Origin of the sequence: Streptomyces sp. ActVer (genome assembly GCF_027270795.1) — a bacterium.
Lineage (GTDB): Bacteria > Actinomycetota > Actinomycetes > Streptomycetales > Streptomycetaceae > Streptomyces > Streptomyces umbrinus_A.
Window position 1 is genome coordinate 1 of sequence record NZ_JAPWHT010000277.1, and the last position, 13,656, is coordinate 13,656.

Annotated in this window: 10 protein-coding genes; 6 read left to right on the top strand and 4 right to left on the bottom strand. The window is 70.7% G+C overall.

The features are described 5' to 3' along the window. Nucleotides 1-69 precede the first annotated feature (69 nt). Nucleotides 70-489, bottom strand: a complete 420-nt coding sequence (locus O3Q52_RS34430; RefSeq protein WP_269652573.1) for a DUF6325 family protein — start codon at nt 487-489, stop codon at nt 70-72. A 174-nt stretch (nt 490-663) separates the two neighbouring features. On the opposite strand from O3Q52_RS34430, the gene O3Q52_RS34435 reads away from it, so the two are divergent. The 6 genes from O3Q52_RS34435 to O3Q52_RS34460 all read left to right on the top strand — a co-directional run bounded on the left by O3Q52_RS34435 (nt 664) and on the right by O3Q52_RS34460 (nt 9,194). Further along, nucleotides 664-2,040, top strand: coding sequence for a hypothetical protein (locus O3Q52_RS34435; protein ID WP_269652567.1), 1,377 nt, complete (start codon nt 664-666; stop codon nt 2,038-2,040). A gap of 177 nt (nt 2,041-2,217) precedes the next feature. Further along, complete coding sequence (locus O3Q52_RS34440) at nt 2,218-3,150, top strand: cyclase family protein (protein ID WP_269652568.1); 933 nt, start codon at nt 2,218-2,220, stop codon at nt 3,148-3,150. 176 nt (nt 3,151-3,326) lie between these two features. Beyond that, a complete protein-coding gene (locus O3Q52_RS34445) occupies nt 3,327-4,241 on the top strand; it encodes a YhjD/YihY/BrkB family envelope integrity protein (RefSeq protein ID WP_269652569.1) in 915 nt (304 codons plus the stop codon). 79 nt (nt 4,242-4,320) lie between these two features. After that, a complete protein-coding gene (locus tag O3Q52_RS34450) occupies nt 4,321-5,907 on the top strand; it encodes a GMC oxidoreductase (protein WP_269652570.1) in 1,587 nt (528 codons plus the stop codon). After that, nucleotides 5,904-7,322, top strand: coding sequence for a DUF2252 domain-containing protein (locus O3Q52_RS34455; RefSeq protein WP_269652571.1), 1,419 nt, complete (start codon nt 5,904-5,906; stop codon nt 7,320-7,322). Before O3Q52_RS34450 ends, O3Q52_RS34455 begins: the two co-directional genes overlap by 4 nt. 54 nt (nt 7,323-7,376) lie before the next feature. After that, on the top strand, nt 7,377-9,194 hold the full coding sequence (locus O3Q52_RS34460) for a glycoside hydrolase family 15 protein (protein WP_269652572.1): 1,818 nt from the start codon (nt 7,377-7,379) through the stop codon (nt 9,192-9,194). Here the strand turns inward: O3Q52_RS34460 and O3Q52_RS34465 are convergent. The 3 genes from O3Q52_RS34465 to O3Q52_RS34475 form a co-directional block, all read right to left on the bottom strand. After that, nucleotides 9,154-10,449: a chloride channel protein gene (locus O3Q52_RS34465; RefSeq protein ID WP_269652574.1), complete on the bottom strand. Its 1,296-nt coding sequence runs from the start codon at nt 10,447-10,449 to the stop codon at nt 9,154-9,156. The two genes, O3Q52_RS34460 and O3Q52_RS34465, sit on opposite strands and share 41 nt — an antisense overlap. A 329-nt stretch (nt 10,450-10,778) precedes the next feature. Continuing rightward, a complete protein-coding gene (locus O3Q52_RS34470; protein ID WP_269652575.1) occupies nt 10,779-11,867 on the bottom strand; it encodes a glycoside hydrolase family 5 protein in 1,089 nt (362 codons plus the stop codon). 300 nt (nt 11,868-12,167) lie between these two features. Then, a complete protein-coding gene (locus O3Q52_RS34475; RefSeq protein ID WP_332112972.1) occupies nt 12,168-13,610 on the bottom strand; it encodes a GAF domain-containing protein in 1,443 nt (480 codons plus the stop codon). Nucleotides 13,611-13,656 lie beyond the last annotated feature (46 nt).

Genomic DNA, 13,656 nt, shown 5'->3' on the forward strand with positions numbered 1-13,656 from the left:
GGCGGTCGGCAGTCGGTGCGACGATCAGGCCGGAGCCCAGGAGCAGCTGGTCTTCTACGTCGTCCGCCGCTACCCGGCGTCCGTGGCGTCCAGCGCTGCCAGGACGGCCGGTACCGGGATCCGCCCGGAGGCGACCAACTGCGCACCGCCGCGGCGCAGGGCGGTGGCGAAGGGCGCGGCCCACAGGTTCTCGTAGACCAGGATTCCGGCGGAGTTGCCGGGCTCCAGGGCGGTGCCTGCCTCGTCGATGTCGTCCTGCCCCAGCAGGCCGGAGGACGCGCCCTCGAAGGCGGCCAGGTCCAGCGTGCCGTCGCCCGTGAGATCGGCGATTTCCAGGCCGACCACGGACCCGTCCTCCTCCTTCCTCACAAACATCAGGTCGAGGATCCGAATGAGGCCGCGGTCCACCAGATCGACCAGTATGGGAAAGCCCTCGCCGGTCATTCGGTTGCCGGGGAACTCGACGACCAGATAGTCGATCGGTCCCATTTCGACGAAATCATCGCTCACGGCTTCACCCCTGGGTGATCTTGGAATTCGAAAATCCCCTGTCCCCGAAATTCCATTGCAACACCGGACGGTGGCCGCCGCACCCCCGTGCCGTATTCACCCGCCGGGCCCATCCAGGTCGCCGGATCAGGTCCGTACGGATCTTCTTGGACCATGACCAGTGGCGCGCCACCACCAGACCCGGACAAGAACGACGCCGGCCCGTCAGGCGACAAGGAGCTCTCGGCCCGCGAACGCCACGAGTTGGACGAGCTGCGGCATCGCGTGAGCGCGCTGGAGAGCGGTGGGCCCCGGGCGGCCGCACGGCACCACTGGCTCCGGTCCACGGGATCGGTCCTCCTGATCCTCCTCGCCTCGCTGCTGTCCCTGCTCGCCGTCGTCTCGGTCTGGGCCAACAGCATCGTGCGGGACACCGACCGCTACGTCGCCACCGTGGGGCCGCTGGCGAGCAATCCCGACGTGCAGAAGGCGATCACCAACCGCGTGACCACCGCCGTCCTGGCACAGGTCGACGTGGAGGCGCTGGTCAAGGAGCTGCAGCAGGCCGCGGACCAGAAGGGTGTCCCGCCGAAGGCGGCCAAGCTGATCGACAACCTGGACGGTCCGATCGAGAGCGGGCTGAAGAGCCTGGTCAGCGCGACCGTGGAGCGAGTGGTCTCCAGCGATGCCTTCGACACGGTCTGGGTGAACGCCAACCGTGAGGCGCACAAAGCCCTGGACAAGGCCCTCACGGGCGAGGCGGACGGCGCGGTGTCCGTCAAGGACGGCCAGGTCGCCATCGACGTCGGACCGATCGTGGCCCAGGTCAAGGACCGGCTGGTCAGTGCGGGCTTCCAGCCGGCCGCCCTGATCCCGACCGTGCACACGGAGTTCGTGGTCTTCGCGTCCAAGGACGTCGGCAAGATCAAGTGGTACCTGAGGGTGCTGGAGATCATCGGCAGCTGGCTCCCCATCATCGCCGTACTGATCGCCGCCGCGGGTGTCTACCTGGCCGTCCACCGCCGCCGGGCCCTGATCTGGGCCGCGCTGGGGGTGTTCGCCGCCATGCTGCTGCTCGGCATCACGCTCAGCCTCCTGCGGACGGTCTATCTCAACCATCTGCCTGCCGGGGCGTCCGAGGCCGCGGCCGGCGCGGTGTACGACTCGCTGGTCAAGTTCCTGCGGGCCGGTGTGCGGGCGGTCGGTGCGCTCGCCCTCGTGACGGCCATCGGCGCCTTCCTCACCGGTCCGTCCCGCGTCGCCGTCGTCATCCGTACGGGCTGTGGCAAGGGCATCGGTGCCCTGCGCGACGTCTCCGTGTCGGCGGGGCTCCGGCTGGGCGCGGTGGGCCGGTTCGTGCACCGCTACAAGCGGTGGATCGGCTGGGCGATCCTCGCGGTCGCCGCGATCGTGCTGTTCACCTGGAACTACCCGACCACGGCGGTCGTGCTGTGGACGGTGGTGATCGTGCTGGCCGCCTTCGCGATCCGCGAGTTCCTGGACACCGGTGACGACGACGGCGGCGGCACCGCTCCTATGCCGTCCGCCTGACCGCCCGCTCGCGCCGGCGGGCGCTCACCCGGCGCGAGATCGTCCATCCGGACCTCCGCGGATCGGCTCCCGTGCGGCGGCTCGCGTTCCCGGCCGGGGCGCCCATCCATTGACGCGGCGGTCCCGGGCCCGGCAACTCGGTGTGCCGGAACCCGGCGCCTGTCGGAGGGTGGGGACATGCGAACGCCCGACCAGTTGAGCGAGGCCGATTTCCGGTCGCTCCACCACCACCTGAGCGGCAGGGCGCCCGGCGGCGCCACTCGCCGGGGCGCCCTGGACACGATCACCGCGGAACAGGTGCTGGCGGCCGTCCGCGAGGTGCGTACGGGACGTACGGTGTCGCTCGCGGCCCCGGTGAACACCCGGCCAGGACCTGACGACGCCGATCCGGCCGAGCACCGGCTCACCGCCCCGCCCGACGCCCGGCCGACGGCGGTGGGCCTGGAATTCGCGCGGGACCGCTTCGCCATGAACGTCCACGGTGACGTGGACAGCCACCTCGACGCGCTGTGCCACGTCATCTACGACGGCACCCTGCACGGCGGTGTACCGGCGGCGGGCGCCCTGTCGCCGGACGGAGCGAGCGAGCTCTCCGCCGAACTGGCCCGCGACGGCATCGTCGGGCGCGGGGTCCTCCTCGACATTCCCCGGCTGCACGGCGTCCCCTGGCTCGAACCCGGAACGAACGTGTGCGCCGAGGACCTCGCGGCGGCCGAAGCGCGGCAGGGGGTACGGGTCGGCCGCGGCGACATCCTCCTCGTACGGGTCGGACACCGCCGGCGTCGTGAGGAGCTCGGCCCCTGGGACGTGGCCGACGCCCGTGCCGGGCTCCATCCGACCGCCATGGAGTTCCTGGCCGAGCGCGAGGTGGCCGTGCTCGGCGGCGACGGAAACAACGACACGGCCCCCAGCGCGGTGGAGGAGGTCGCGTTCCCGGTGCATGTGCTCGCCGTCCACGCGATGGGCCTGCATCTGCTCGACTACCTGCGGTTCGAGGACCTCGCGGAGATCTGCGCGAGGGAGGCCCGCTGGTCGTTCCTCTGCGTGATCGCCCCTCTCCGGCTGCCCGCGGCCACCGGCTCGCCGGTCAATCCCCTCGCGATCCTGTGACGGTCGTCGCCGCCGGGTGATCGTCCGGCGTCCCACCGGTCAGGTGGCCCGGCGGCCTCCTCACCCGTACGGCACAACGGTGCTCGCGCCACCGGTCCGGTCGGCCGTCGTGGGCGGCACTCTGGTGGGGCGGTCACGCCTCGGGGCGTGGCGCCCGGATCCGCCCTGGGGGCAGCATGCGCGCGAGCAGAGAACCCGGCCCGCCCACGGACGGCGTGCGGAGCCGTTGGCGCGGGCGCGCGGCCGGTCTGCGGGCAGGACTGCTGCGGCTGCGCGGTACCGCCGAGGAGCGGTTCCCGGTGATCACCCGGCTCACCTCCCACCTGATCGCGGTGAACCTGCTGGACTCCGCGACACGGCTGGCGGCCCAGGCGTTCCTGACGGCCGTACCGCTGCTTTTCCTGGTCGCCGCGTTCGCCCCGCAAGGGGTGCGCAACCAGATCGTCACGTCGGTGCACGACGTGCTCGGCATCAGCGGTACCGCCGACCAGCAGTTCAAGCAGGTCTACCAGGCCGATCCCGCCACTCTGCAGCAGAGCACCGGGGTGGTGAGCGCGCTGATGGTGCTGCTCTCCGCCACCGCCTGCAGCCGCGCGATGCAGCGCCTGTGCCAACGCGCCTGGCTGATGCCGAGCGCGGGCGCCCGCGTCGCCGCCTGGCGATGGCCCGTGTGGATCGCCGTCTGGATGGCCGTGATCGCCCTGCAAGGTCCGCTGCGGGAGGGATTCGGCGTGGGGATGTGGCTGGGACTGCCGCTGCTGCTGGCGGTCGAGGTGGGCGTGTGGTGGTGGCCCCAGCACCTGCTGCTGGCCGCGCGCGTCCCCTGGCTGCCCCTGCTGCCCGGGGCGGTCCTCACCGCGGTGGCGCTGACCGTACTGACGGTGATCGCGAAGCTGTACGTGCCCACCGCGCTCAACCGCAGCCTGGACCGGTACGGGTCGCTGGGTGCGGTCTTCACCGTGCTGTCCTGGCTGATCGCACTCTGCGTGGTGGTGGCCCTCTGCATCACCGCAGGCGCGGTCATCGCCAGGGAACCCGCCGTGTCCCGACGTCTCGGATCACCCGATCGGCCCAACTCGCTGGAAACGTAACCCGGCGATACGTTGGTAGTCGGATCTGGAGTTCCCCTCACCCGGCGAATCGGAGCATGCTCCGAGGACGGTGGCCGGTATGACTGACGAACGGCACTACGACGTCATCATCATCGGAACCGGTGCGGGCGGTGGCACCCTCGCCCACCGGCTGGCACCCACCGGAAAACGGATTCTCCTTCTCGAACGCGGCGACTATCTGCCCCGCGAACGGGACAACTGGGAATCCTCGGCGGTCTTCGTCAAAGGGAAGTACCGCGCTCCGGAGTTCTGGTACGACAAACACGGAAACCAGTTCCCGCCCGAGGTCAACTACTACGTGGGCGGCAACACCAAGTTCTACGGCGCCGCACTCTTCCGTATGCGCCCGGAGGACTTCGGCGAACTCCGGCACCACGACGGCATCTCCCCGGCCTGGCCACTGACCTACGAGGAACTCGAGCCGTACTACACGCGGGCCGAGCACCTCTATCTCGTCCACGGCCGGCACGGCGAGGACCCGACCGAGGGCCCCACCAGCGCCCAGTACGCCCACCCGCCGGTCCAGCACGAGCCGCGCATCCAGCAGCTCAGCCACGATCTGGAGAAACAGGGGCTGCACCCCTTCCACCTCCCGATCGGGGTGAACCTCACCCAGGACGACCGGGGCCGGGCCACCCGCACCAGCGCCTGCATCCGCTGCGACCGCGTCGACGGCTTCCCGTGCCTGCTCGGCGCCAAGTCCGACGCGCAGGTCATCTGCGTAGACCCCGCTCTGGAACACGCCAACGTCGAGATGGTCACGCATGCGGACGTGCGGCGCCTCGACACGGACGCGACCGGCCGCACTGTCACCTCGGTCGTCGCGACGGTCGGGGACGGGGACGCCGCCACCGTGAAGTTCAGCGCCGACATCGTGGTCGTCGCCTGCGGTGCCGTCAACTCGGCCGTCCTGCTGCTGAATTCGGCCGACGACCGGCATCCACAGGGCCTGGCCAACAGCTCGGACGTGGTGGGCCGGCACTACATGCGCCACAACAACCTGGCCCTGATGGCCGTGTCCCTGGAACCCAACGACACCAGGTTCCAGAAGACCCTGGCACTGCACGACTGGTATCTGGGATCCGACGACTGGGACTACCCCCTCGGCGGCATCCAGATGCTGGGCAAGTCCGACTCCGAGCAGATCCACGGCGAAGCGCCCCGCTGGGCCGGGGCCATAGCCCCCGACATGCCCTTCGAGGTGCTCGCCCACCACGCGGTCGACTTCTGGCTGTGCGGAGAGGATCTCCCCGCGGCCGACAACCGCGTCACCCTGGACCGGGACGGCGGCATCCACCTGGCCCTCGACGAGAAGAACAACATCGCCGGTCTGAAGCGCCTGCGGCACAAGCTGCACAGCATGCTCAGCCACCTGGGCATGCACGAACACCATCTGCTGCCGCACAGCATCTACCTGCACAAGGGCATGCCCATCGGCGCCACCGCGCATCAGGCGGGCACCGTCCGCTTCGGCCGCGACCCCGAGAGCTCCGCGCTCGACGTCAACTGCAAGGCCCACGACCTCGACAACCTCTACGTCGTCGACACGAGCTTCTTCCCGAGCATCGGGGCGGTCAACCCCTCGTTGACCGCCATAGCCAACGCACTGCGCGTCGGCGACCACATCGCGGAGCGACTGCAATGAACTCCAGCCACCCGGACCAGAGCGACATCCGCCACCGCACACCCCAGGAGCGGGCCGAGCACGGCAAGGCGGCCCGGTCGACAGCGCCCCGCTCCAGCCATGCCGAGTTCGCCCTCACGCCCAAACGGCCCGACCCGGTGGACATCATCGAGGCGCAGTCGGCGACGAGGGTTCCCGAGCTGGTCCCCATCCGCTACGGCCGGATGACCGAGTCGCCCTTCCGCTTCTACCGGGGGGCCGCCGGAATCATGGCCGGAGACCTCGACGACACCCCCCGGTCCGGGATCAGGGCGCAGCTGTGCGGGGACGCGCACCTGCTGAACTTCCGGCTCCTTGCCTCGCCCGAGCGCCGCATGATGTTCGACATCAACGACTTCGACGAGACGCTGCCCGGCCCCTGGGAGTGGGACGTCAAGCGCCTGACCGCGAGTTTCGTCATCGCGGGCCGGGCCAACGACTTCAGCGACAAGGAGCGGGCCCGCATCGTGCGGGCGACCGTGCGGTCCTACCGCGAGTGGATGCGGCGCTTCGCCAGGATGGGCAACCTCGACGTGTGGTACGCCCAGTTCGACGAGGCGTGGGTGCGGCAGCAGTTCGGCCCGCAACTGAGCGCTCAGGCCCGCGACCGCTGGTCGCAGGCGGTGGCCAAGGCACGTGGCCGGGACAGCCTCCATGCCTTCGGCAAGCTCACCCACATCGTCGACGGGCAGGCCCGCATCGCCGCGGTTCCGCCACTGATCACGCCGCTCCAGGACCTGCTGCAGGGTGTCGAGCGCGATGCGCTGGAGAAGGAGGTCCACCGGCTGATCGAACGGTACGGCCACACGCTGCAGTCGGACCGGCGGGCCCTGCTGCAGCAGTACCGGGTCACCGACATGGCCCGCAAGGTGGTCGGGGTCGGCAGCGTGGGCACCCGCTGCTGGATCGTGCTCCTGCTCGGCCGGGACGACAAGGATCCGCTGCTCCTGCAGGCCAAGGAGGCCGACCAGTCGGTGCTGGCGCCCTTCGCCGGTGCCAGCGCCCACGCGACGCAGGGCGAGCGGGTGGTCTCCGGCCAGCGGCTCATGCAGGCCACCAGCGACATCTTCCTCGGCTGGGAGCGGGTCGACGGGATCGACGGCCGCCGACGTGACTTCTACGTACGGCAGTTGCGGGACTGGAAGGGCATCGCCCAACCCGAGCTGATGGTGCCGGCCGGCATGCGGACCTTCGGAGAGCTGTGCGGCGCCACCCTGGCCCGGGCGCACGCGCGGTCCGGCGACCGGATCGCCATCGCCTCCTACCTGGGCGGGGGCGACTCCTTCGACCGTGCGCTGGCGACCTTCGCCGAGAGCTACGCCGACCAGAACGAGAAGGACCACCAGGCACTCGTCGACGCCGTCCGCTCGGGGCGGGTCACGGCCGAAGCGGCCTGAGCGAGGGACGACAGGACAAGGGGACCGGCAAGGGGGACCAGCAAGGAGACCCTCATGGATCGCTACCCGCCCATCGCCGACCACGGGCTCGTCGGGGATCTGCAGACCGCGGCCCTGGTGTCGTCCAAGGGTGTGATCGACTGGTTCGCGGCACCGCGTTTCGACTCGCCCAGCGTCTTCGCCGCCCTGCTCGACCACGACGGCGGCGGCCACTTCCTCCTCGCGCCCGAGCATCCCGAGGGCACCTGGAAGCAGCTCTACTACCCGGACACGGCCGTCGTGGTGACCCGCTTCATGTCACCCGACGGAGTCGGCGAGATCCTCGATCACATGCCGGTGCTGACGGGCCCGACGGCGAGCGACCGGCACCAACTGGTGCGCGTCGTACGCGCGGTGCGCGGCACCGTGCGCTTCGGCCTCGAATGCCGGCCGCGTTTCGACTACGGGCGGGCCACCCACGAACTCGATCTGACGGACGGCACGGCGACCTTCCGGGCCCCGGGCACGACCGCCTACCTCCAGGGCGGCATCCCGTTCGAACGGGACGGGCAGGACGTCCGGGGCAGCATCACCCTCCACAACGGCGATGCGGCGGCCGTGGTGTTCACGGTGTGCGCGCAGGACGGGGAGGCGCCGCCGCCACCCACCACCGAACGGATCACCGACGAGCTCTGGAGCAACATCGACTTCTGGCATCGGTGGGTGCGCACCTCGAACTACCACGGCCGCTGGACGGAGATGGTGCACCGCTCGGCGATCACCCTCAAGCTCCTCACCTACGCGCCCACGGGTGCGCCGGTCGCCGCCGCCACGATGGGACTGCCCGAGCAGGTCGGCGGCGAGCGCAACTGGGACTACCGGTACACGTGGGTGCGTGACGGCTCCCTCTCCGTGCGGGCGCTGCTCGACCTCGGCTTCGTGGAGGAGGCGACCCGCTTCACCCACTGGCTCGGCGACCGCCTGGGCGCCCGGGAAGGCCCGGACGACGAACCCCTCCAGATCATGTACCGGGTCGACGGCGACCCGCATCTGACCGAGGAGATCCTGGGCCACTTCGAGGGCTACCGCGGCTCCTACCCGGTCCGGGCCGGCAACGCCGCCTCCGACCAGCTCCAGCTCGACATCTACGGCGAGGCCCTCTACGCCCTGGCCGAGGGCCGCGCGGTCGGCGAACAGGCGGGCTACCACGGGTGGAAGAGCCTGACCCGCACCCTGGACTGGCTCGCCGGCTCCTGGGACCGGCCCGACGAGGGCATCTGGGAGACCCGGGGCGGACGCAAGGACTTCACCTACAGCCGGGTGATGTGCTGGGCCGCCTTCGACCGCGGTCTGAAGCTGGCGGCCGAGTTCAGCAGGCCCGCCGACACCGTGCTCTGGACACGGGCCCGCGACGAGATCCTCGAACAGGTCATGGAGCGCGGCTGGGACGAGAAGGAGCAGGCCCTGGTCCAGCACTACGGCGGCGCCGTCCTGGACGCCTCCCTGCTGCTGGCCCCCCGGGTGGGTTTCGTGTCACCCCGCAGCCCCGGCTGGCTCAACACGCTCGACGCCATGGAGCGCGTCCTCGTCTCCGACAGCCTCGTCTACCGCTACGACCCCGAGGCCTCGCCCGACGGACTGCGCGGCTCCGAGGGGACGTTCAGCCTGTGCACGTTCCTGTACGTCGACGCCCTCGCCCGCGCGGGCCGGCTTCCGCAGGCCCGCTACACCTTCGAGAAGATGCAGACGTACGCGAACCATGTCGGCCTGTTCGCCGAGGAGATCGGCCCGAGCGGCGAGCAACTCGGCAACTTCCCGCAGGCCTTCACGCATCTCTCCCTCATCATGGCGGCTACGACCCTGGACGAGGCGCTCGACCGCGTTGCGCACTGAACGGCGGGATGCCCGGCCCCTGCGGCAGCAACTCCGTGGTCACGAACGCCACGACAGCGGCGATCACGATGACCGGAACGGTCTCCGAGTTGCCCACCATGAGCACGACCAGCACCACGCAGCTGACGGGCAGCCGGAGTGCGGCGGCGGACGCGGCCGCCATGCCCGCCGCCATGCCCGGAACGACGCCGAGCCCCGGCAGCGGCGACAGGAGCACCCCCATCGCACCGCCCAGGAACAGCGAGGGAAAGACGGGACCACCGCGCAGGCTTCCCAGACACAGGGAGTAGGCGATGCCCTTGAACACCAGGACCGCCACCAGACTGCCGACCGACCACGCGTGCGGGTGGGCGGCGAGGTCGGTCAGGGTGGCCTGTCCCGACAGGGCGACTTCGGCCGGCGAGCGGCCGGTGATGACCGCGTAGAGCGTCGCGCAGCCGCCCGCGGCCAGCGCGCAGAGCATCGTGTTCCGTACGACATGCCCGGAGACGAAGCGTGCCGCGATCCGGCCGCCCACGATGATCCAGTGGACGGCCGCCCCGAGGACGACGGCCATCAGCGTCGCCCACACGACGTCGCCGAGGTCGAGGGTGGGCGGAGCGGGCAGCCCGATGTTGAGGCTCTCGGCGTCCAGCCCGGTCCAGTGGCCGAAGCCGGTGAAGACGATGGCGCCGACGCCGCCGGCGAGCAGTGCGGGGAGCATCACCACGAACAGCTGCGGGCCGCCCACTCCGGCCACTTCCATCAGCAGCACGGCCGCCACCAGCGGATTGCCGAAGATCGTGGAGATGGCCGCCGCGGCGCCGGCCGCACCGAGCAGCGCCGTGCTCGACTCGGTCGCGGGAGCGCGTACGAGATCACGGAAGACCAGCGCCAGACCGCCGCCGAGCGCGATCAGCGGTGCCTCCGGTCCGAGCACGGCACCCAGCGGCAGGCTGGCCAGCGCGGCGAGGGCCACCCCGGGAACAGCCGCTTTCGACGCGCCGCCCGCATGCAGGCCCCCCGCCGGAATGTGCCCGCCCCTGCCGGGAAAACGCAGGACGACCAGGGCGACGACCGCCCCCGACACCAGGGCCAGGGGGAGCGGCCACCACCACGGCGGAGTCGTCCACCCGAGATCGTGCGGCCAGTCCACCCAGATCAGACTCTCCATCTCATGGAGCAGCACGAGAAACCAGAACGCGGCGAACGACACCAGGATCCCGATCACCGCGCAGAACACCAGCGCCCGCAGGTACTCGGGCCGACGCAGAATGTCCCTCAACTGGTCGGCTTCCTGGGGCTGGTTCCCCGGAGGGGCCTCGGCGGCCTCTCCTCGCTTCTGCTCGGCGATGACGCTTCTCCTGAGTCTGCTGGGAGACGATTCGGCCAGTGGCAGCGCGAGATTACCCACCGGATCACGCCATACGGCCCCGATCCCCACACAAACGCCCCGAACCACTCCGGATGGACGCGGGACGGGGGCAGCGGCGAGACGTACGAGCGCGCCAGGGGTCGATGAACAGCGCCGTGCCGCAGCACGAGGCTCCGCCTCCCAGTGGTGGGCGGCGGAGCCTGGGTGCTGTGGGTGGGGTGAGGGCCGGACTACGGCTGTACGGGCTTGCCGCGGCCCCAGGACCAGGCCAGGCGGTCGGCGCCGGACTGGTTGGTGGTGGTCAGCCAGGGGCGGGCCGGGTCGCCGGTCAGGGTCTGCAGGGAGTACGTGTCGTCCGTGCGCAGGCCGGGCCAGTACACGGAGCCCATCTTGAGCTCGCGGAACGTGTCGGTGACGGCCTGCAGGTAGTTGATGAAGTTGTTGTCCGGGGTCGGCTTGTTGTAGTCGAAGCCGGTGGTCATCGGTGAGCCGAACTCGTCCGCGACGGTCCGGTTCGCGCAGTCACCGATGCGGACCTTGAGGTCGGCCACCCACTGGTCGTACGTGGCGTAGTCCTTCCAGAACCCGTAGTGGTGCAGCGACAGATACGTGCCCTTCAGACGCGGGTCGGCGCAGACGGTCGTGACGTGGTCGTTGTAGCCCGCGCCACTGACGAAGACCCGGTTGCGCGGGACCTGCCGGTACGTGTCCAGCCACTTCGCGGCTATGTCCGCCCACTCCGTGTCGGTGTAGCCGTGCGGCTCGTTCATCGGCTCGAAGTAGACCCGCTTGTCGCTCTTGTAGGCCTTGACCACGGTGTTCCACATGGGCCAGTAGGTGGCCGTGTCGTCGATGAAGCCGTCCTTGCGCGGGCCCGTTCCCTCCCAGTACGAGAGGATCACCTTGAAGCCCTTGTCCGAGGCCGCGTCGATGACTCCGCGATAGGACTTCCAGTAACGGCCGTTGACCGTGTACGGGTTGATGGGCAGCCGGACCGTGTTGGCACCGAGGTTCGCGCGGAAGGCCGAGATCACCCTGCTGGCCTTGGTGTACGTCTGGGCGTAGGTGTCGGACGTCGACAGGCCCGACAGTACGACCGGGTCGTCGGCGAAGTTGTCGCGCGGGTCGGCCCAGTTCACGCCCTTGAACTGGGTCGTGTCCTTGCTGAGCCCGCTCGTCTGTCCGCCCGTGTGTCCACTCGGCGTGGCGCCGGCCGGGCTGGCGGCGACGGTGGTGCCGCTGGTCCCGGCGATCAGGATCGCCACGAAGGCGGCTCGCAGCCGGGGGGTGAAGCGGGTGCCGGCGGAGGTTCTGCGCATCAGCTTGCCCTTTCGGAGTGCGGCGGCTCGGCGCATGGCCGGAGCCTGCGCGTGACTGAGCGGCCGTCGGAGGTATGCAGGGTCGGACGGATGGTGTTTACGTAAACATCGGAACGAAGCGTTGAGTCGTACCTCGCGGCCCGAGGCTCGACTTGGGGTGATGTTTACGCAAACATCGCGGCGCCGGAATCGTGGCACCCGGCGCAGCGCTCGTCAAGGTTTCCCACGTGTAACAGCCGTTGGGTTGTGGGGTGGAGTGGGGCGCGTGGGCTGGAGCGGAGTGGGGTGGGGCTGTTCGGCTCACGGGTGTGTTCGCAGGGGGGACTGCCATGTCACCGTCGTCCCGGCTCGGGGTTCGGCGTCCCTGTCCGCCGCCGCCTCCCCGTCGTCGAACACCGTCAGTCGTACGCCGGGGCGGCCGTCCGGGAGGGTCGTCGTCGCGTCGATCGAGACGGTGACGCGGGTGGTGCCGGTGCGGCGGGACGCGGCTGCCAGGGCGGCGCGGAGGGCGGTGAGGAGGCGGGTGGCCACCGGGGCCGGGAGCCGGGCGTCGACCGGCCCCGTGAACTGCACGGACGGCTGGAAGCCGAGGGCCGCCGCGGCGCCCGCCGTCTCGCGGAGGACCTTGCCCCGGAACGTGGTGGGGGCGTCGGCGGGCGGCTGTTGCAGCGCGAAGATCGCCGTACGGACCTCCTGGACGGTCGACCGGAGTTCCTCGACGGCCCGGCCCAGCATCACGTGGACCTCGGCGTCCTGCTCCTCGTCGGCGGTGCGGCGCTGGGTGGACTCCAGCATCATGCCGGTCGCGAACAGCCGCTGTACGACCAGATCGTGCAGGTCACGGGCGATCCGGTCACGGTCCTCGAAGACCGCGAGCCGCTCCCGCCGCTGCTGGGCGTCCGCGAGGACGAGCGCGAGGGCGGCCTGCGAGGCGAACTGCGTGGCCAGCAACTGCTCCACGGACGTGTACGGACGGCCGCCGCGCCGACGCGGGAGGGCGAGGGTGCCGATGAGCCGGCCACCGGCCTGGAGCGGCAGCAGCATGCTCGGCCCGAACCGGTGCCGTACCTGCGTCGTCATGCGCGGGTCGGTCGCCGAGTCGTCCACGAACACCGGTTCCCCGCCCAGGAGTTGCTCAAGGACCGCGCTGCCCGGCTCGATGGTCGTACCGACGAGACCGCCCGGGTCGTCGAGCGTCGACGCCGTCACGATCTCCATGCCACCCTCGTCGGTGGGCTGGAGGATCACCCCGGCCGAGGCGTCGGCGAGCATCCGGGCCCGTTCGGCGACCGTCATCAGCGCGTCGGCCGCCGTCTCGCCGGTGAGCAGCGCCGTGGTCACGGCCGCCGCGCCCTCGATCCAGCGCTCCCGCTGACGTGCCGTCTCGTACAGGCGGGCGTTGCCGATCGCGATGCCCGCCTGGGTGGCCAGCACCCGCACCAGCTGCTCGTCCTCGTCCGTGAAGTCGCCGCCGTCGCGCTTCCCGGTGAGGCGGAGGCTTCCGTGCGCGTCGTCGCGTACGCGCACCGGCACGTCGAGGCGGCCGCCGGCGGCCTGCCCGGCCGCCGGTGGTTCGGGCGCGCGGAACTCCGTCGGGCCGTCACCGGCTGTGCCGTGTACGGGGTCGGTGGCCTCCAGCGCCGCGTGCCGGGCGTCGGTCAGCTCGGCCGCGGTGTCCACGATGTGCTGGAGCGTGGCACGCAGCTCCGGGTCGACGCCGACGCCCAGGACGGCTTCGAGCACGCGGGGGAGCGGGCCACGGGGAGCGGACGGCCCGGTTGATTCGACT